Here is an 18,310-nt window from a genome sequence, read left to right as displayed (position 1 = left end):
CAGTCGTCACCACGGCGAACATTGGGAATTTCTTTCGAGCAACTAGGTAATCTTCCCTAGTGTTTTATAGCGGGAAATCGTGTAGCGGCGCCTGCAAGCTGGCCAGGATGCGTTCGCGCAGCCAGCGGTGCGCCGGGTCCAGGTGCATGCGTTCGTGCCAGACCATGGCCATTTCGTAGTCGGGCAGGGCGACGGGCGGCTCCCATGTGCGCAGGGCGCCCAGCGCATTCTTCAGCAGGCGCGACGGCAGCAGGGCCACCATGTCGGACGCTGCCAGCAAGGGCGGGACGATCAGAAAGTGCGGCACGGACAGCACCACCTTGCGCGTGCGCCCCAGCTTTTCCAGTGCCGTATCGACGTTGCTGCGGAAACCGCCGCCGTTGGGCGAGACGACGATGAATTCCAGCGCGCAGAACTGGTCGAGCTTGGGCGGCGATTGCAGCAGCGGGTGGTCGTGGCGGCCCGCCAGCACGTAGTGCTCGGTAAACAAGGTGCGGTGGCGCAAGCCGGGCGGCGCTTCTTCCTGCGCCAGGAAACCCAGGTCGACCTGGCCCGTTTCCAGGTCCTGCGCCATGCGCGCCGGCACGGCTTCGAACACGGCCATGCGCGACAACGGCGCCTGCGCGCGCAGGGCGGGCAGCATGGGCAGCAGGATCGCATATTCGGCGGCGTCGGCCGCCGCCAGGTTCCAGCGCACCTGGGCCGTGGCCGGATCGAAGGCCGCTTCGGGCTGCAAGACCTGTTCCAGCTGGGCCAGCACGGCTTGCAAGGGCGCCAGCAGGGCCAGCGCCCGCGCCGTGGGCAGCATGCCGCGCGGACCGGGCAAGAGCAGCGGATCGTCAAAGGCCGCGCGCAGCTTGCCCAGTTGCACGCTGACGGAGGGCTGGCTCAGGTGCAGCCGCGCGGCCGCCCGCGTGACGTTGCGCTCGATCAGCAGGGCGTTGAGGGTCAGCAGCAGGTTCAGGTCCAGCTTGCGCAAATTGTTCATGGCTATACCTTGTATAACAACTATTCATTTCCGCTATGATAGCGCAAGCCCTACAGTGGTTCCTGTGACTTTTACTTTTCACCTTTTACAGGAACTAGCTGATGCAACTCCATGAATATACAAGCTTTGATGGATTAGGACTGGCCCAGCTGCTGCGCGAGGGCGCCGTTTCCGCCGCCGAATTGCATGACGCCGCCCAGCGCGCCTGCGCCGCCGTCAATCCGCAGATCAATGCCGTGGTCGAGCTGTGGCCGGCCGATGTATCGCAGGTGGACGGCACCGCGCCATTCGCCGGCGTGCCATTCCTGATCAAGGATGTGGCCGTCACCATGGCGGGCCAGCGCAGCGAAGCGGGCAGCCGCCTGGGCGCCGGCCATGTCGCGTCCGCCGATTCCCATCTGATGACGCAGTTCCGCGCCGCCGGCCTGGCGACGTTCGGCCGCACCAGCACGCCGGAAATGGCGTTTGCCACCACCACGGAACCCGTTCTATATGGCGCCACGCGCAACCCGTGGAACGTCCACCTGAGCGCGGGCGGCTCCAGCGGCGGCGCGGCGGCGGCCGTGGCGGCCGGCATCGTGCCGCTGGCGCACGCGACGGACGCGGCCGGGTCCATCCGCGTGCCGGCCGCCTCGACGGGCCTGTTCGGCTTCAAGCCCAGCCGGGGACGGGTGTCGAACGGCCCCGCCATGGACGAAATCTTCAGCGGCCTTGGCGTGCAGCTGGGCGTGAGCCGCAGCGTGCGCGACAGCGCCGCCTTGCTCGACTGCGTGCAGGCAATCATGCCGGGCGAACCGTATGTGACGAGCGCGCACAATTTCACCTGGCTGTCGCAGGTAAGCGTGGCACCGGGCAAGCTGCGCATCGCCGTGCAGCGGACCGCCAGCAATGGCGCCCGGCCCGTGCCTGCCGTCGATGCCGCGCTGCAAGACACCGTGCGCCTGCTGGAAAACCTGGGCCACCACGTGGAAGAAGTGCAACCAGCGCTGGGCGTGTCGTGGCAAGCCTTCGTACACGCCAATGCCGGAATCTGGTGCGCCAACCTGGTGCCGTGGATAGACGGCCTGGCGCGGGAAAGCGGGCGCGCCGTGTCGCTCGATACGCTGGAACCGTCCACGTTGGCCTGCTACCGGTACGGGCAGACGGTGTCGGCCGTCGATTTCGTGGCCGCGCTCGACGTGCGCAACACCGTCACGCGCCAGGCCGGCGCCCTGTTTGGCCAGTACGACGTGCTGCTGACGCCCACCATGCCGGATATGCCTTGGCAACTGGGGCGCTACGGGGAAAAGGAGGAACAGCTCGATGGGCTGGGCTGGACGGCACGCCTGTTCGAGCATTCGCCGTACACGCCGCTGGCCAACGTGGCGGGCTTGCCGGCCATGTCCGTGCCGCTGGGCATGTCCAATGATGGCTTGCCGATCGGCATGCAGTTCATGGCCGGGTATGGAAACGATGGGACCTTGCTGCGCCTGGCGGGCCAGCTGGAGCGGGCGGCGCCATGGCTTCCAAGGCGGCCGCCTGTGTGGGCGGGCAAGGTGCAGGCACGCCTTGCGGACGGCTGAAACCGGCCACCATCGCGGCTTTGGCCAGCGACAAGAAGCCGGGGTCGGACCCGCCGGGTCCCACCCCAGTCCTTGTTCTTGGGTGAAAAGTATCAGGTGGGTATCGTAGTCAGCTGCGCCGCGCCCCGGCCTTCCATGCGAAAACGAAATCGTTCCCACAGCCGGTCGTGGAAGGGCAGCACGATCACGTTGCAGATCGGCTCGACCACGGCCAGCAAGCCGCCGAAGGCCATGGAACCCGTGGCCCAGTACATGACGCTGAAAGCGACGCCCATGTGCATGGCCGTCTGGCTCAGCTTTTCACCAGCCAGGGCGGCAAAGCCCAGGCGGCTGGCCGCGTAGCGGCGGCGGAACGCGTGCCAGGCTTTTTCATGCCACGGCAGCAGGCCCACATTGATGATCGGTTCGATGATTGCGGCCAGGCCACCGAGTGCCAGCGAGCCCGTCAGCAAATAGGCAAGGCCGAAGGCGATCGACATGTGCGTGCACACCTGGCTGAATGTTTTGATGGCTGTGAACAAGGGACGCTCCTTTCTGTTGAATTCGCTTATCCTTGATTTAGATAGTAACGATTCTCATTTACAAAAGGAAGTGAAATATTTCAACCGGATCGATAGATTTCATCTATTGATTTGAAAATATCAATTGCCCATACTTCGGGCGTATCTCGCTGCAGGCATCACCGTCAGCGTATGGTCGTCGCCTGCGACCAGACGGCTTGCCAGCGTCCATCGCGCCACTCATAGCTATCCATATGCCAGTAGCGGGCGCGCGGCACGGCGTGTCCGCCAAAGACGATTTCCAGTTGCGCCGAGTAACGCAGGATGGCGGCCGTGTCGTACAGGCGCACGCTGATCGCGTCCGGCTCCCAGCTCAGATAGCGCATGTGGCCGGAGGCGATGGCGCCCAGGTAGTGTTCCCGTGACAGCATGCTGCCGATGGGCGTGATCAGCTGGAACTCGTCGGCATGCAGGGCGCGCGCCGCCTGCGTATCGGCGGCCACGAGGGCGCGCAAACGGCTGCGTTCCGTATGGCGCAGCAGGTCCATCTGCTGTTCTTCAGTCGGTGCGGCATTGAAATCGTGCATGGCAGTCCTGTTCGGGTAGGTGATTGACATTTTGACGGTTTTTGTCCAAAAGTCATGTTGACACTATATACTCAAAGTGTCAACATGACTGGATGACGACCGATACCCTGAAAAGCCAGCTCATCCTCGATGCCGCCCTGGCCGTGTTTTGCCGCTACGGCTACCGCAAGACGTCCATGCTCGACATCGCGCAGGCGGCCGGCATGTCGCGCGCGGCGCTGTATTTGCACTTCAAGAACAAGGAAGACGTGTTCCGCGCCGGCTCCGAACGGGCCCATGCGACCGTCATGGCGCACGTGGCGGCGGCGCTGGCCGAGCCCGGTCCCGTTCTTGCGCGCATCGAAACGGCCTTGCTGGCATTCCAGCAAGGCTTGATGGCGGAAATTTCCGCCAGCGCCCACGGACAGGAGTTATTCGACGCCAACATGACCCTGGCCGCCGGCATCACCTTGACGGCGCGGGCAACTTTGGTGGCGGCGCTGGCCGGCGCGCTGGAACAGGCCGAAGCGGCGGGCGACATCGCGCTGCGCCGGGTGGACGCGACTGCCGCGCAAGTGGCCGCCTTGCTGGTGGCCACCATGGATGGCATCAAGCACACGCAGGGGGGAGGGGAGGCGTTTCGCCACGGCATTGCGCTGCAGATGCGCGTGCTGGGCGCGGCGCTGCTGCGCATGTGAGCGGCAAAGCCCGCATGCACAGTCGGGCAATGCCGCTTACGGCAAGGTTTTCAGGACATTCTTCGTCGGCACGGAGAAGTTATAGCCGTCGTGGCGGTCCCAGTTGATTGACCACGTCATCACGCCGCGGAAGTCCGGATACGCCTGCAGAGGCTTGATGGTGCCGCAGTTGAGCAGGCGCGTCAGGCAATTCAGGGCGTTGCTGACGTCGGCATTCGTCGTGAAACCGGAACCGGCCGAGCTGCGGCCCGATGGCACGCCGAAGCCCACCTGGTCCGGACGCAAGCCGGCGAAGGTGTTGCCGCCATAGTTAAAACCCTCGATCAGCATGCGCGCCGTGGCCACCAGCTGGTCGGCCGAGCCCGCCTTGATGGCACCCGTGGCGTACGGCGTGTAGATGTCGCCGTTGTTGTAGTACTGCGGGTGCAGCACCGTCAGCTCGCTGCGCAAGGCATTGATGATGGGAATGTAGGCGCCCCAGATGCTGCCGTAGCTCGTGTAGCCCCCTTCCACGTACACCCATTCCGGCGCCATCGACAAATAAAAGCTGCTGCCGACCTTGGCTTTCAGGTTTTTCACGGCGATCGGCAGGTAGGTCTGGATGGCCGCGCCTTGCGCCACGCCGTTTTCCAGGTCCAGGTCGATGCCGTCGAAACCATATTTGGTGATGATGGCGTACAGGCTGTTGGTGAAATTCGTCGCTTCGGCCGTGTTGCCGACGGAAACGGAACCGTTTTGCCCGCCCAGCGACAGGATGACTTTCTTGCCCTTGGCCCGCTTGGCGGCCACGTCGGCGATGAATTGCGCTTCCGTGCCCGCGCCCGGATCGATGGTCAGGCTGACATTGCCGCCGCCCGCGTTGTCGCCGAATGAGACGACGATCACATCCCAGTCGTCGCTGACCTGGCTGATCGGATAGGTGGCGCCGCTGGGGTTGGTGAAGTTGTGCCAGTAGCCGATCAGCGCGTGCTTGGCCAGGCCGGTCGGCGTAGGTGTAGGTGTAGGTGTCGGCGTTGGAGTCGGTGTTGGGGTAGGCGTTGGAGTCGGGGTAGGTGTTGGCGTCGGTGTCGGGGTGGGCGTAGGCGTCGGGGTAGGAGTCGGTGTCGGTGTCGGCGTACCGCAGTCTCCCACCACCGTCCATGGCTGGCCGCTGCCGGCGCCGCCGCTGCTGGTCGACGGGTTATTGCCTTGCGTCCACCAGTTGGCCGTGTAATTGACGTTGTTGTAGCTGGCCTTGCCGCCGCCATTGTAGGCGGTGCCGCTGTTCCACGGCGTGTAGCAGGCGACCGCTTCGGTGGCGCCGGCCAGCAGCTGGCTTGCGCCTGCGCTGGAGCCGTCGCTGCCGCCGCCGCAAGCGGCCAACGTCCCGCCGAAGAGGGTGAGGATGAGGGTATTCATGACTGTCCGGTTCATTGCGTCTCCTTGTGTATTTTTTTCATGGCCGAGCCGGTTTATCACCGTCCGATTTTTCAGAGTGCAAGCATTGCAGGTGGTAGTCAACTGGTTTTATTGTTTGTGCAAGATCACAATACCAGTTGCGGACTTTCCCCTTCGGATGGGCGATGCGGGCCATACCAGTGCCTGTTTTCCGGTGCGCTGGTATGGTGCCAGGAATGGTGCCGGGAGCAGGGCGGGGAAGGGAGGATGACTCTCTCAGCGGCTGCGGTATTGTTTCCTGGCGCAAATCGGCATGCGGCACGCGACACGTCCAGCAGCGACAGAAAACGGCGGCAATGCACTAAAAGAAGCGCCGGGCGTAGATGCGAGCGGCCCATGCGGGTCTCCTGATTGCTTATCCAATGTTGAGACTTCTTATTCAACATAGTCGGCAAGCACCTGATTTCATTGAAATTACAAGGCCAGCAATCTACCGCTGGACAAGGCGATGGGCTGGCGCTCATGGCGCGTTTTTGTCTTTTTTTCAAGCGCGCCGTGCTCCTTTCGTTAAAGAAAGCCTGTAACTTCTTGCATGTCAGCGTGCCATGACGAAAGCGATAACGATGAAAAAGATATTGATACTGGGTGCAGGCGGACAGGTGGCGCAGTGGGTCATCCGCGCCTTCGCGGGCCGTAAAGACTTCGCCTTGACACTGTTGCTGCGCAATCCCGGCAAGCTGCCAACGCCAGTCCCGGCCAACAGCAGCGTGCTGGCCGGTGACGTGCTGGACCAGGCTTTGCTGCGGCAAACGATGCCCGGTCACGACGTGGTCTACGCCAATCTGGTGGGCGACGACATGGAACACCAGGCCAACAGCATCATTGCCGCCATGCGGGCCTCGGGCGTCGAACGCCTGATTTTCGTCCTGTCGATGGGCATCTACGATGAAGTTCCCGGCAAATTCGGCGAGTGGAACAACGCCATGCTGGCCGAAGACCTGAAACCATTCCGCCGCGCCGCCGACGCCATCGAAGCATCGGGCCTGGCATACACCATCGTGCGCCCAGCCTGGATGACGAACGAAGACGAAGTCGACTACGAACTGACCACGCGCCACGCGTCATTCAAAGGCACCGTGGTCTCGCGCCGGAGCGTGGCAGACCTGATCGCCAGCATCATCGAAACGCCAGACCTGCACCGGCACGCCAACCTGGGCGTGAACAAACCGAACACGGACGGGGACAAGCCGTATTTCATGTAGCTGGTGCGCCGCCGGCAACAGCGGCGCGCAAAGGGCCAAAATCGCATTTGCGATTGTATAAGTTGCAAAACGGGGGATTTGACAAATTCATCCATAACTTCGCATAATTTATATTATGTAAAATTGATGATGGTGGGCGCAGGGTACTTATAGTTATCGTTAGCGTTACCAGAATGCCGTCAACAAACTTTGCGAGCGTTCCTCAATTACTTCCTCATGCTGCCACTGGCTCCCGCAGTCGCTGATAGGACGCGCGGCTATCGATGAATGCTTCAATCCCCCTCCGAACTGATATGTTCCGGTTTATCTGAACTTGCAACTGGGGCACCTGACGCCACTGGCGCGAGCTCTTGCTGCGCCTGCCAGAAGGTTTTAAACATAAGTGAGAAAACGAACCACCAGGCATACAAGCCTGCGTCCGATTCGCAAGCGTACCTAGTGATCAGTCCGTGTGCAACTTCATTACGCAAATTCGGACCGTTCTGATCGCAGAACAGGGCCGTCAGCTCGAACGTAAGATCGTCGCCGAACACCTCGGCCATTTGTGGCAGCTTTACCAAGGTGCTCATGCCATTTTCCATGACGATTCCCTCTTTCGATGTGGTGGTGGTGATGGCGCCACCGTATTGCAGGTGTGTCCTGACGATGTGTTCAACCTGTGGCACCAGAATGTGTACCGCCTGGACCAAGTCACCACAATAGCCGGCGTAGAGGCCTTGGGCCACGAGCATTGCCCGCTCGGGCGGCACAAACGGTGACGCGTCGCAAAGCGCTTCCATATCCCAGATGGTGAACACGTGCTGCATCTGCATGGCTGAGAGAGCCGGAGCGATGGCGGAGTGAACGACTAAACCGATCAATATCTTGTAGTCGCGCACCATATCTGCCCACAGCGCTGCCCCGCTGACGTCACCGTCGGCCGCCGGCTGGCGGGCGATCGTGTTGCCTTGCGCGGAAATCACGGAGCTGCTGAAAAGTCGCCCGAACAGGCTCTTGTCAAGATGCACCTGTGCATTTTTGCGTATCGTTTGTACACTGGCGCCGCCATAAATTTGGGCGAAGGCGGCGAGCGCGTCCAATGGATCCTTGTTGGAAATAGCCGCAATAGCCATGTTGACCAGTTCAGTGATGTCCTGACTACCAGATTGAACCGTCTGCATCTGGGCCAAAGCGGCTTGTCCGGCCACACTGACTTTGCCCATCAGTGAGGTAATTGTAGTGTCGGCCGCGCGTACGGCGCGGTCTGGAACAGGCACGGTTCGGAGGAGTTTGATCGCATTTTCGTACGAGTGCAGCGCACCCAGTCCAACTAGCGCGTCGCCCTCTATTTCCCAGCAGGTTGCGGCGCGCACTGTCATAGATATTGCCTTTTCACGGAAACGTTCACGCGCATACCACTTTCCTGCTGCTCCGAAATAATTGACGGCCTGGCGATACCGGGCGGATGCTGCATTGGCCTCGGCCAGCGCCTCTAGGCGGGCAGCGATGTCGCCATGCATGGCCGCACCCAAGCGATTATCCAGCAGAATACGGGAGATCTCCAGCGGAACATAGCCGTGCCCGTGGTCTGCCAGCGCAGCTCCGACGAGTGCAGCTTCGATGGAGGTGATACGCGCCGCGTCCCGAATCGTCAGGGCCAATGACAGTGCCCGGCTCCAGCCTTCGCGACCACCGGCGAACCACGTATCGGCGTCCAGTGGCGATTCACAATAGGCGTCAATGGCCAGCGGTACCGTAGCGATACCGAGCTTGCGATTACGTACCCAGACCAGATCGGCAAGACGCGCGCGCAACTGCGGTTGCTCAACAGTGGCAACAACGCTGGCGAACAGTGTGACGTCGTCGTCAGTAAAGTCTGTTGGGATCGGCGATCGGCGATCGCCAAAGTGCGCCCAAGGCTGGAAGGGAGTGGTCTTGTCCGCAGGTGTCAACATCATTGAAGTGACGCGAGCCAAGAGATGCAGGACGTCGCCGTCTTTGGTTCGGCCCTCCTCTTCTGCCGCTTTAGCGGCAATACCAAGGCGCTGGGACAGTACCCAGCTGTCTGTGCCGACTTCGTCCCGCAAGACGTTATCGTAGCCACTGGCACGGAAATCATCGACAGTTATGGAGGTATCGAGTGATGGTTGGTCGGTAGTCATATGGGCTTTCATCTGGCCGCCGGCACCACCAAGGAACCTTCAACGGCAAATTGTCCCATGATAGCGGTTTCATCCCAAAAACCATTGGCAACGCAGTGATCCCAGAGATTATCAGCGACGGGAAATTTTGCGGCCAAAGAAGAAAGGCTTACGGGTTAATAATTACTTGATCGTAGGACGACATTTTGAGTACTCTCGCGACAGCACGTTGACACTTTGTTAGAAGCAGGGAATTTCGGCAGAAAAAGATCAAATTGCTGTCGTTTGACGGTTAGGTCCAAAAATATCAACTTGCTGTCGAAGAATCGCGACAGTAAGTTAGGTCACTTCGTTGGGAGCTAAGAGGGAGACGTGGATATTTTTGAGTACCTAGAATGCTGTCGGCGTACTCGCCACGTGGGCAAGCGTCTCAATCTTATTTTCCCTACCATTAAATTATCTCTTCTATCCGATTGTCATCCGAGTAGGATTTTTTGACTCGTAAAAATCTCGCATGTAAATCGGGTCTCTAAGAACCGAAAACGAGCGCTTAACTTGTCCAGGGCCATACTCTTCAACAGCCTGCAAACCAATTACATCTTCAGCACTTCCACTATAGCGAACGAATGCGTTGGATATACAGTCTGTAGCCTCGATATACTTTGCTTTAGTCGCTGCACGAAACTTTTCATGAACCACCTGAAGCCCCTCAAGATAGTCACCCAAAAAACTTTGAGCAGTTATGCGAATTTCCTGAGTTTCTAACTCATCAAGAACCGACGCCTTAAATTTTTTCTCCTTACGTAGCTCCAATGGATCGAGATACGTGTCAATACGTCTTACAATTACCATCCGGTCTTCAATGTATTCTTTGTACGTGCCAAATGATGCATGATGGATTGCATCGCCACGATGCTGTACAAAATTGCGTAAGGCTTCCATTACTCGATACCCCAATCTAGCGTCGTATTCCTGAGCGAACCACTGCTCGAAGCTGACTAACGGCTCACCGAATAGCCTATCAAGCTTTTTCCCATACCTCACTCCCTGATCGACATACAAACGAGTAGTCGTTAAAACGTTTGCAAAATGACGATTAATTTCGCTCTTTGCATATCTATGCGATTGCATATTCCTATCAATTTTATTTGGATACTCTAATGCTGAGTCAAGAGAAATTTTATTTTTAACAACAAAATCATATTTTTCTTCAATGTACAATATGTTCACAAGACAATCCATGGAGAACCTTAAGGCAACGAACTCCTTTTCGGTAATGTCAATTTTAATTCGTGCATCATCGATAACTACTCTATTAAGGTAATATGATTGCATATAATATTTCGAGGCGTTAAATAGAAAATAAAATTATCAGGCGAATCATATGCACAATACCATGTTCACGCATAATAGTCTCCACGCTTTGCCCGCTCGCATAGCCCATAACAACGAATTCATACTTAAAGCAGCGTTCGCATGCCCGTAGTTTTAGGTAGTATCGCGCCTGTTGCACTGCCCATTTCGGCACCACAAGCATATATATAAAGTCGCCTAGAACGCTGGTTCGGTTGATCTCCCGCCAGTTGCTTCGCCTAGAGTTACGAATGATCCAGTACTAATTGCGGAATTCATCCTCTATTTGCGCATGTATCCGCAGTGAATTAGCATCAAAATCTGCCATATCACGCCCCTCCTCCCCCGTCAATCAAGGTGGAGTAACTGTCAAAACGGACAATCGTCCACCACCTGTGGTAATCCCTGTGCGGTCGCCAGGTACACGACGCCGAGCATGTAATCTATGTAACTGGCGATCTTGTGCGCACCGACCACGCCGAAGCCGAAACGGTGCGGGTCGCGGACGCAAACTTGGCCCATCTGCTCACCGTTCGGGCCACGCCCCAGGATGCGGCGGCCTCTATCCGATCCTCAAAACTCGCCGCGCCGGCCCTGCTGATTCTTTGGATAAAGTCGGCGATATGGGTCAAGCTGAACAGCTACATCGGGCGTCTCACTCTGGTGCGTCATACCTTCGCGAAGGCCGCCCTTCCTACATCTCTGCACTTCCTGCGGCCCGCATGCGCTCGGCGTTTCGGCGGTCTGAGTATCCGGCCGTTCACTCGTCATCACTGTGCGCTACTCATCCTGCTTGGTGGCACACGGCTTCGATGTTGTTGCCTTCTAAATCAATGACAAAGGCGCCATAGTAGTGAGGGTGATAGTCTGGGCGGAGGCCGGGGGCGCCATTGTCTTTTCCTCCGGCGGTGATCGCTGCGAAGTAAAAAGCATCCACTTGCGCACGAGTTTCTGCGCGCCATGCCAGGTGGCAGCCGGTAGACGCTGGCGGGCCCCCGTATGGTGATGGGCCATCGATGAACCATACATCGGCTTTTTTGCCGTCAGGCTCAGAGGCGTCAGGGTAAGCAAACCCCAGCATGTTCGCGCCGTAGTTGCCTTCGAAGCATAGGCTGTAGCCCAATGGCGCAAGGGCCGCGCTGTAAAACGCTTTAGCACGACCAATATCGGTCACGCGGAAAGTCATGTGGTCAAGCATGGTGAGTTACTCCCGAGGTAGATTGTTGTATGCGATTGAAGCACGTTAACTGTACATGCATACAGTACTGATGGCAAGACGTTAACACTACGGCTCGAGCAACGCGGGCAACAAGTGTTCCGCTTCATCGCCCAGGACACGCGCACTGGATACCGGATTGACGCGGCCGTCAGCACGCAGTGCGTCAGGCACCAGCTGGAAGCCGCCCGCCCGATGTTGTTCAATTTTTTATACAACATATTGCGCAATATATTGTATTCTTGAGTCTCATCGGGGAGAAACATCAGAATGCGCTATCACTCATGTCTGCTTCAAGCGCTGTCGGCGCTGTCCGTCATTTGCGCATCGGGCGCTTTTGCCGAGGTGCCGGGCATCTCGCGAGACGAAAAAGACGCGATCATCGCCTCCCTCAACAGCACCTTGAATACGAACTACGCGTTTCCGGACATCGCGCGAAAAATTGCGCCGGTGCTTCAGGAGCGTCTGAAAAAGGGAGATTATGACTCGGCGGCGACGAAGGCAGAGTTTGCGAGCAAGCTGACCGACGATCTCATCAAAGTCAGCGGCGACCTGCATTTCTTCGTGGGTGCCGACGCAAAATGGATCGCGGAATTCAAGGCGAAAGCCAACCCGGCGCTCAAGGCCAAGATACGAAAAGAAGAATTGAGCAGGCTGGAAGAGAGCAATTTCGGTTTCGACGAGGTCGCTCGCCTGAAGGGCAATATCGGTTATATACGGTTCAGCTATTTTGCCGATCCCGAGCTTGCCTATGATACGGCCGCGTCCGTTATGCGCTTCGTCGGCAATACGGATGCCGTCATCATCGATTTGCGCTATAACAATGGCGGACATCTGGAAATGGCGCAATTCCTGGCCAGCTATTTCTTCTCCAGCGAGAAAGACCAGCTGCTCTTCGACTATTATTACAATGAGGATGGCAAGCGTATCCAGCGAGGGCAATGGGTGCTGCCGGGCCTGCCGGGCAAGCGCATGCTGGACAAGCCCGTCTATATCCTGACCGGCTCCACGTCGTTTTCCTCCGCAGAATGGTTTTCCTATGCGATGAAAAAGCTCGGGCGGGCGACGCTGATCGGGGAGCGGACCGCCGGCGGTGCGCATCCGGTTGCGCGCAAGCCGCTCAACGACGATTTTTTCGTGCAAGTGCCGATCGGCCAGATCCAGGACCCCGTGGACCATGGCGATTTCGAAGGTGTTGGCGTGCAACCTGATATCCCTAGCCCCTCTATTCGCGCGCTTCCTCTGGCGCACAAGCTGGCGCTTGAACATCTGGCCAAGACCGATGACGCCAGGCGAACCGAACTTGCCTGGCTGCTCCCGAGCCTGACGGCAGCGATCGAGCGCCCGCACGTCGATGCCGCGGTGTTGGCGAAAGCGGCCGGAAAATACGAAGGCCGCCAGATCATCCTGGACAATGGCACACTGTACTATCTCTGGCGCGAACGGTTCCGGGTTGCGCTTGAGCCGATCGGTCCCAATCTGTTTGCGGTGGAAGGCGTGTCGGATTTTCGATACCGCCTGACTACCTTGCGCGGAAAAGTGACGGAGCTGGAACGCGTGAACAAGGATGGCAGCATCCAGAGGTACAAGCGCCTTGACTAAAAAAACCCATCAACCGGCCCCGATCGATGACGCCGTGTTTCTCGGCCGCGCTGTCGAACGGCTGAGCGTCCTGATCGCCGAGCAATCCAAGACTGTCTTCGATACGATGGGGATCGTCATCCCGGTTCGTTCGTGTTCGCTGATGACTGTCCTGGCAACGCTCGGCACGGCCTCCGCTGCGGATCTGGCGCGCGAACTCGGACATTCGCACCAGCTGGTCATGCAAAAGATACCAAAGCTGCTCCGCCTGGGCCTCGTACGGTATCGGAACGATGACAATGATGCCCGGCGACGACTATTGGAGCCCACGGAGGAAGGCTTGTCGCAGCTCGCGAAATTCGAGCAGTGCACGGTGCTGATACGGGCGGCCTATGCCGGCCTGTTTGCCGAGGTGGGAGACGTCAGGCAATTCGTGGACCGGGCCGCCGATGCGCTCAACGAGAGGCCGCTGGACAAGCGCATCCATTCCCCGGCGCGTTTGACCTGACGCACAAGCAGTTTTGTCTTCAGTTTTTGCTGGCTATCCCCATGCTTTCCATGATCCTGGCTGTATTATCCTTGCAGTCCAGCTCATCGGGTTTTGCCTCGATCAGCTGAATCAGCGACAAAAGGTGGGCCTTGTTCTGCGCCAGCCGCACTTCCAGGGACTCGATATCGGCGATCTTCTTCCTGAGCGCCACCATCAGCTCATCATGTTTCCATGATGAAATATCCTCCGGCAAGACCTGCCTGATTTCGTCCAGGGAAAAGCCCGCCTGCTGGGCGTCGGTGATGATGGACAGTACCGCCACCGCTTCCAGCGGATAGTCGCGGTAGCCGTTCGATTGCCGGTCCACGGCTTTCAGCAAGCCCTTGGCTTCATAGAAGCGTATCGTGGACGCCGCCAGGCCGCTGCGCTTGGCCAGTTCGCCGATTTTCATCTTTTTTCCTGCTCCCTTATTGTGGTGTGTTATTCCGCAGGGCCGCGAGCAGCGCTTGCGCCACTTCCTTGCCCGATCCGGGATTCTGGCCCGTGACGAGGCGGCCATCGGTCATGACGAAGCTGCCGAACGGGATGAAGCCTTTATCATATAGCGCTCCCCTGCCCTCGAGCTCGCTTTGCAGCAGATAGGGTACCTGATCCTTGATGCCGGCCAGCGATTCCTCCGTATTCGAAAACCCCGTCACGCGGCGCCCTTGTATCAGCGGCTTGCCGTTGTCGTCCTGCAGGTCGAGCAAGCCGGCGGCGCCATGGCAGACGGAAGAAACGATGCCGCCGTTGCGGTAGATCGCCTCGGCAATGCGCTTGAGGTCCTGGTTGCCCTTGAAATCCCACATCGTGCCATGGCCGCCCGTGTAGAAAATAGCCCGGTAGCCAGCAGGATCGATGTCGGCCGCCGCTCGTGTCGACGCCAAAGCCGCCATGAAAGCGCGATCTTTCAAGTGGCTTTTTGCGGCGGCATCCATATACAGCCATCCCAGGCTGCGCTCATCGAGCGGCACGGCGCCGCCGTTCGGGCTGACGAAGTCGACGCCAAAGCCGGCGTCCTTCAGCGCGTCATACACGTGCGTCAGTTCCGTGAGCCAGAGCCCGGTATGGTCGTTTCTGCTCGGATACTGGGAATGATTGGTCATGACCACGAGTACCGTGCCCGGTTCCCGCTTTGGCGACGCCGGTTCCGCAGCAACGATCTGCATGAACAGCAAGGGCATGAGCGCGAGGAAAAGCTGCTTGAAAACTGACATGGGATCGTCCTCCTGATGGTTGAGTGGCCTGCGCCATGTGATCCACTATAAGCTTAAAGCCAACTTGAATGTCAAGCGGCAGATGGGCGGTGACAGGATTTTGTTGTCTCAGGCTGCTGCATTTCTTCCAGCCCGTGTTGCGAACGCTACACAGGCAAAAAAAGTGCGTTTTAGAGCTTGACCTTCAAGTTAGCTTAAAGCTTATCGTGAGGTCATCGCAACCCTGGAGATAAGCATGAAGCCTTTTACCCCACTGACGCTGCCCAATGGAAGCGTCATTCCGAACCGCCTCGCCAAAGCCGCCATGGAAGAGAACATGGCTGACAACGATCACGCGCCCTCACAGGAGCTGATCCGCCTTTACCAGTCATGGGCCGACGGTGGCGTTGGCCTGATGATCACGGGAAATGTGATGATTGACCGCCGCGCCATGACGGGACCGGGCGGCGTGGTACTCGATTCTGCGCAATTTGGCGCCCGCTTCGAGCAATGGTCGCGCACTGCCCGTTCACGCGGGGCGCAGATCTGGATGCAGATTAACCATCCCGGACGCCAGATGCCGGCCGCCATGGGACAGGAAACCATTGCGCCCTCGGCCGTGCCCATGGATATGGGCAACTTCTCCAAGCAGTTTTCCGCGCCGCGTGCAATGACGGAAGCCGACATTGCCGACGTGAAGCAGCGCTTTGTCAACAGCGCCAAGCTGGCGGAACAGTTCGGCTTTACGGGCGTGCAAATCCATGCGGCGCACGGCTACCTGCTCAGCCAGTTCCTCTCCCCTATCACGAACAAGCGCACGGACCGCTGGGGCGGCTCGCTCGAGAACCGGGCGCGGCTGCTGGTGGACGTCGTCAACGGGGTGCGGCAAGCCGTGGGCAAAGGCTTTGCCGTCGCCGTCAAACTCAACTCGGCGGATTTCCAGAAAGGCGGCTTCAGCTCGGAGGACGCCAGGCAGGTGGTTTCCATGCTCAACAGCCTGGGCGTGGACCTGATCGAATTGTCCGGCGGCAGTTACGAAGCCCCTGCCATGCATGGCCAGACCCGCGACGGCCGCACCTTGGCCCGCGAAGCGTATTTCCTGGAGTTTGCCAAGGACATCGCCACCGTGGCCACGATGCCCATCATGGTGACGGGCGGCATACGCCGCTACCCGGTGGTCGAGCAAGTGCTGGGCAGCGGCATCGCCATGGCAGGGATGGGAACGGCGCTGGCCATCGACCCGCACTTGCCGAAAGCATGGCGTGCCGATCAATCGGCCAGCCCCTTGCTCAGGGCCATTACCTGGAAAAACAAGGTGCTGTCGTCGATCGGCTATATGGCGATGGTCAAGTATCAGCTGCGGCGCCTGAGCCAGGGCAAGCCAACGCGGCCCAATGTGGCGCCCGCCTTGGCGCTGGCGATGCAGCAATGGGAAACCGCCATCAGGAACCGGCAGTATCGCCGCCGGATGAATAGCGGCGTGTGAATTGAATTTTTTAAATCCAACATAAAAGGTGCAAGCAATGAACATGAAAATTGCCGCGGCGGTATCCGCATTGGTATTGAGTATTGCCGCAGCCCCGTCGCGGGCCGACAGTCCTGTTGACAACAAGCCGGTCATCATCGATATCGCCGGCCATGACGTGCCGGTGGCGGCCGGCGGCCTGTACGACCGCTATCGCTCGAATCCGCCCTTGTCGGTGATCGCGGCGGAAGCGCCAGACGTGGACTTGAGCTGGTTCAAGGGAATCAAAAAAGAAAAGGTCGCCATCGGCTTTGACTCGTATTCACCGAATTTCTATTATAAAAACAATAAAATCACGGCCGTCTTTACGGCCGACCTGGCAAGGCTGAAGGAACTGATGCCGGAAGACATACTGAAGCAGGTGCAGCCATTGCAAGTATGGCCGGGCCGGGGCGCGGTGGCATTGACGGCCTACGCCTACGAGTATTGCGACAACGACAGCTACAATGAAATTTCCCTGGCGATCGTGACCAACAAGCCCGGCAGTACCAGTTTTGGCCCTTTCACCTTGCTGGGCCAATCGCTGTCGAAGGATTTCTGGGGCTATGTGCTCAAGCTGCCCGTGAACACGGAACTGGCCAGGGTGCGCGGTGTCGTTGGCTACAACTTGCCAAAGTGGCTGACCGGCATCGAGCGCAAGGAAACGGACGCCGCCGTCTCCTTTGAAGTCATGGACAGCGCAACGGGCAAGCTCGATTTTGTCTTCGCGGGGAAAAAGCTGGACGGCCTGTCGCACCAGGCCGAGCTGGTGACGAACAGCTTCACCAACCAGGATGGCGCCGGCCAGCTCACTTATGGCTATGCCGTTTCGCGCCAGCTCAGCCATGCAACGAGCACGAACGCGGAAGCGGTCGGCCTGACACTGGGCGACGGCAGCTTCTCCAGCTATCTCAAGTCATTGAAGCTGGGGAAGATGATGAAATATGAATATGTGCCGGAATTTCAAAATGCGCTGTATGCGCCGAAACCCTTATTAATAGACAATTAATAAGCTACTTGCCCGGCGTCTCGTGTTCCATGGCCGCCGCGGCAAGGGCGCGCGCATCGAGCGGCATGGATTCCTTGCGCTCGCTGTAGCGGCTGGTCAGGTAATCCGAGCGGTCGCGCACGATCAGGGTGAATTTATACAATTCTTCCATGACATCGACCAGGCGGTCGTAGTATGGCGACGGTTTCATGCGGTCATTGTCGTCGAACTCCTGGTAGGCCTTGGCGACGGACGACTGGTTCGGGATCGTCACCATGCGCATCCAGCGGCCCAGCACGCGCAAGCCGTTGACGGCGTTGAACGATTGCGAGCCGCCCGACACCTGCATCACCGCCAGGGTGCGCCCCTGCGTGGGACGCACGCTGCCCATTTCCAGCGGCAGCCAATCGATCTGCGACTTGAACACGCCCGTCACGGCGCCATGGCGTTCCGGGCTGCACCAGACCTGGCCCTCCGACCACAGCGACAAGGCGCGCAGCTCCTGCACCTTGGGATGGTCGGGGCCGACGCTGTCGACCATGGGCAAGCCATGCGGGTCGAAAACCCGTGTCTCGGCGCCGAAATGCTGGAGCAGCCGCTGCGCTTCCAGGGTCAGCAAGCGGCTGAATGAACGTTCACGCTGCGAACCGTACAGCAGCAGGATGCGGGGCGGATGCGTAGCCACCGCCGGCGGCGCCAGTTTATCGAGGGTCGGCGTATCGAGGTGGGCTGCGCTGATGTTGGGCAAGTCATGCATGGTGGTTTCCTTGTTTAATAATTCCATGATAGTCGAATTATGGAATTAATGTAAGCCTGTTTATAGCAGAACGGATTCCCCTCTCCCCGTATAAGTTGATGTATATCAATCAA

At 58.8% G+C, this 18,310-nt stretch carries 18 protein-coding genes; 7 read left to right on the top strand and 11 right to left on the bottom strand.

Annotated features, from left to right (window positions below; genetic code table 11):
* Positions 1 to 64: 64 nt before the first annotated feature.
* Entirely contained in the window at positions 65 to 988 is a 924-nt protein-coding gene (locus OX462_RS14100; protein ID WP_409026320.1) for a LysR family transcriptional regulator, read from the bottom strand.
* A gap of 101 nt (positions 989 to 1,089) precedes the next feature.
* On the opposite strand from OX462_RS14100, the gene OX462_RS14095 reads away from it, so the two are divergent.
* Complete coding sequence (locus OX462_RS14095) at positions 1,090 to 2,550, top strand: amidase (protein WP_409026319.1); 1,461 nt, start codon at positions 1,090 to 1,092, stop codon at positions 2,548 to 2,550.
* Between the two features lie 92 nt (positions 2,551 to 2,642).
* On the opposite strand, the gene OX462_RS14090 is transcribed toward OX462_RS14095, so the two are convergent.
* On the bottom strand, positions 2,643 to 3,071 hold the full coding sequence (locus OX462_RS14090; RefSeq protein WP_409026318.1) for a DUF2061 domain-containing protein: 429 nt from the start codon (positions 3,069 to 3,071) through the stop codon (positions 2,643 to 2,645).
* 164 nt (positions 3,072 to 3,235) lie between these two features.
* The gene (locus OX462_RS14085; protein ID WP_409026317.1) at positions 3,236 to 3,637 is read right to left on the bottom strand and encodes a nuclear transport factor 2 family protein; all 402 of its coding nucleotides are present in this window, start codon (positions 3,635 to 3,637) and stop codon (positions 3,236 to 3,238) included.
* A 92-nt stretch (positions 3,638 to 3,729) separates the two neighbouring features.
* On the opposite strand from OX462_RS14085, the gene OX462_RS14080 reads away from it, so the two are divergent.
* Positions 3,730 to 4,314 carry a TetR family transcriptional regulator gene (locus OX462_RS14080; protein WP_409026316.1) on the top strand — a complete coding sequence of 195 codons (585 nt, stop codon included), beginning with the start codon at positions 3,730 to 3,732 and terminating at the stop codon, positions 4,312 to 4,314.
* A 36-nt stretch (positions 4,315 to 4,350) separates the two neighbouring features.
* Here OX462_RS14080 and OX462_RS14075 read toward each other — a convergent pair whose 3' ends face one another.
* Positions 4,351 to 5,712 (bottom strand): chitinase, encoded by a 1,362-nt coding sequence (locus OX462_RS14075; RefSeq protein WP_409026315.1) that lies wholly within the window; start codon positions 5,710 to 5,712, stop codon positions 4,351 to 4,353.
* Positions 5,713 to 6,314: 602 nt separating this feature from the next.
* Between OX462_RS14075 and OX462_RS14070 the strand changes: the two genes are divergently transcribed.
* Positions 6,315 to 6,953 (top strand): SDR family oxidoreductase, encoded by a 639-nt coding sequence (locus tag OX462_RS14070; protein ID WP_409026314.1) that lies wholly within the window; start codon positions 6,315 to 6,317, stop codon positions 6,951 to 6,953.
* A 272-nt stretch (positions 6,954 to 7,225) separates the two neighbouring features.
* Here the strand turns inward: OX462_RS14070 and OX462_RS14065 are convergent, their stop codons facing one another.
* From OX462_RS14065 to OX462_RS14050, 4 genes are all read right to left on the bottom strand, one after another.
* The gene (locus OX462_RS14065; protein WP_409026313.1) at positions 7,226 to 9,094 is read right to left on the bottom strand and encodes a DUF7380 domain-containing protein; all 1,869 of its coding nucleotides are present in this window, start codon (positions 9,092 to 9,094) and stop codon (positions 7,226 to 7,228) included.
* A 444-nt stretch (positions 9,095 to 9,538) separates the two neighbouring features.
* Complete coding sequence (locus OX462_RS14060) at positions 9,539 to 10,303, bottom strand: hypothetical protein (protein WP_409026312.1); 765 nt, start codon at positions 10,301 to 10,303, stop codon at positions 9,539 to 9,541.
* A 492-nt stretch (positions 10,304 to 10,795) separates the two neighbouring features.
* Positions 10,796 to 10,948 carry a hypothetical protein gene (locus tag OX462_RS14055; protein WP_409026311.1) on the bottom strand — a complete coding sequence of 51 codons (153 nt, stop codon included), beginning with the start codon at positions 10,946 to 10,948 and terminating at the stop codon, positions 10,796 to 10,798.
* A gap of 262 nt (positions 10,949 to 11,210) precedes the next feature.
* Positions 11,211 to 11,624 (bottom strand): VOC family protein, encoded by a 414-nt coding sequence (locus tag OX462_RS14050; protein ID WP_409026310.1) that lies wholly within the window; start codon positions 11,622 to 11,624, stop codon positions 11,211 to 11,213.
* Between the two features lie 288 nt (positions 11,625 to 11,912).
* On the opposite strand from OX462_RS14050, the gene OX462_RS14045 reads away from it, so the two are divergent.
* A complete protein-coding gene (locus OX462_RS14045) occupies positions 11,913 to 13,244 on the top strand; it encodes a S41 family peptidase (RefSeq protein WP_409026309.1) in 1,332 nt (443 codons plus the stop codon).
* Positions 13,237 to 13,731 carry a MarR family winged helix-turn-helix transcriptional regulator gene (locus OX462_RS14040; protein ID WP_409026308.1) on the top strand — a complete coding sequence of 165 codons (495 nt, stop codon included), beginning with the start codon at positions 13,237 to 13,239 and terminating at the stop codon, positions 13,729 to 13,731. The genes OX462_RS14045 and OX462_RS14040 overlap by 8 nt, the downstream gene beginning before the upstream one ends.
* 19 nt (positions 13,732 to 13,750) lie before the next feature.
* Here the strand turns inward: OX462_RS14040 and OX462_RS14035 are convergent, their stop codons facing one another.
* Both OX462_RS14035 and OX462_RS14030 read right to left on the bottom strand, forming a co-directional pair.
* On the bottom strand, positions 13,751 to 14,164 hold the full coding sequence (locus OX462_RS14035; protein WP_409026307.1) for a MerR family transcriptional regulator: 414 nt from the start codon (positions 14,162 to 14,164) through the stop codon (positions 13,751 to 13,753).
* Positions 14,165 to 14,180: 16 nt separating this feature from the next.
* A complete protein-coding gene (locus tag OX462_RS14030; protein ID WP_409026306.1) occupies positions 14,181 to 14,969 on the bottom strand; it encodes a type 1 glutamine amidotransferase domain-containing protein in 789 nt (262 codons plus the stop codon).
* Positions 14,970 to 15,204: 235 nt separating this feature from the next.
* On the opposite strand from OX462_RS14030, the gene OX462_RS14025 reads away from it, so the two are divergent.
* Positions 15,205 to 16,434: an NADH:flavin oxidoreductase/NADH oxidase family protein gene (locus OX462_RS14025; protein WP_070310724.1), complete on the top strand. Its 1,230-nt coding sequence runs from the start codon at positions 15,205 to 15,207 to the stop codon at positions 16,432 to 16,434.
* 43 nt (positions 16,435 to 16,477) lie between these two features.
* Positions 16,478 to 17,461 carry an acetoacetate decarboxylase (ADC) gene (locus OX462_RS14020; protein WP_409026305.1) on the top strand — a complete coding sequence of 328 codons (984 nt, stop codon included), beginning with the start codon at positions 16,478 to 16,480 and terminating at the stop codon, positions 17,459 to 17,461.
* 4 nt (positions 17,462 to 17,465) lie between these two features.
* On the opposite strand, the gene arsH is transcribed toward OX462_RS14020, so the two are convergent.
* Positions 17,466 to 18,197 carry an arsenical resistance protein ArsH gene (gene arsH / locus OX462_RS14015; RefSeq protein ID WP_409028748.1) on the bottom strand — a complete coding sequence of 244 codons (732 nt, stop codon included), beginning with the start codon at positions 18,195 to 18,197 and terminating at the stop codon, positions 17,466 to 17,468.
* Between the last annotated feature and the right edge of the window lie 113 nt (positions 18,198 to 18,310).

It is taken from the genome of Janthinobacterium aestuarii (assembly GCF_046113285.1).
GTDB lineage: Bacteria > Pseudomonadota > Gammaproteobacteria > Burkholderiales > Burkholderiaceae_D > Janthinobacterium.
Note: the sequence above shows the minus strand (reverse complement) of the source record. Positions and strands in the feature narration are given on the sequence as shown.

Bases quoted from the DNA above. Each gene is read 5' to 3' on its own strand.
- OX462_RS14100 (WP_409026320.1), bottom strand. From the start codon at position 988: ATGAACAATTTGCGCAAGCTGGACCTGAACCTGCTGCTGACCCTCAAC.
- OX462_RS14095 (WP_409026319.1), top strand. From the start codon at position 1,090: ATGCAACTCCATGAATATACAAGCTTTGATGGATTAGGACTGGCCCAG.
- OX462_RS14085 (WP_409026317.1), bottom strand. From the start codon at position 3,637: ATGCACGATTTCAATGCCGCACCGACTGAAGAACAGCAGATGGACCTG.
- OX462_RS14080 (WP_409026316.1), top strand. From the start codon at position 3,730: ATGACGACCGATACCCTGAAAAGCCAGCTCATCCTCGATGCCGCCCTG.
- OX462_RS14075 (WP_409026315.1), bottom strand. From the start codon at position 5,712: ATGAATACCCTCATCCTCACCCTCTTCGGCGGGACGTTGGCCGCTTGC.
- OX462_RS14070 (WP_409026314.1), top strand. From the start codon at position 6,315: ATGAAAAAGATATTGATACTGGGTGCAGGCGGACAGGTGGCGCAGTGG.
- OX462_RS14065 (WP_409026313.1), bottom strand. From the start codon at position 9,094: ATGACTACCGACCAACCATCACTCGATACCTCCATAACTGTCGATGAT.
- OX462_RS14055 (WP_409026311.1), bottom strand. From the start codon at position 10,948: ATGGGCCAAGTTTGCGTCCGCGACCCGCACCGTTTCGGCTTCGGCGTG.
- OX462_RS14050 (WP_409026310.1), bottom strand. From the start codon at position 11,624: ATGCTTGACCACATGACTTTCCGCGTGACCGATATTGGTCGTGCTAAA.
- OX462_RS14045 (WP_409026309.1), top strand. From the start codon at position 11,913: ATGCGCTATCACTCATGTCTGCTTCAAGCGCTGTCGGCGCTGTCCGTC.
- OX462_RS14035 (WP_409026307.1), bottom strand. From the start codon at position 14,164: ATGAAAATCGGCGAACTGGCCAAGCGCAGCGGCCTGGCGGCGTCCACG.
- OX462_RS14030 (WP_409026306.1), bottom strand. From the start codon at position 14,969: ATGTCAGTTTTCAAGCAGCTTTTCCTCGCGCTCATGCCCTTGCTGTTC.
- OX462_RS14025 (WP_070310724.1), top strand. From the start codon at position 15,205: ATGAAGCCTTTTACCCCACTGACGCTGCCCAATGGAAGCGTCATTCCG.
- OX462_RS14020 (WP_409026305.1), top strand. From the start codon at position 16,478: ATGAAAATTGCCGCGGCGGTATCCGCATTGGTATTGAGTATTGCCGCA.
- arsH (WP_409028748.1), bottom strand. From the start codon at position 18,197: ATGCATGACTTGCCCAACATCAGCGCAGCCCACCTCGATACGCCGACC.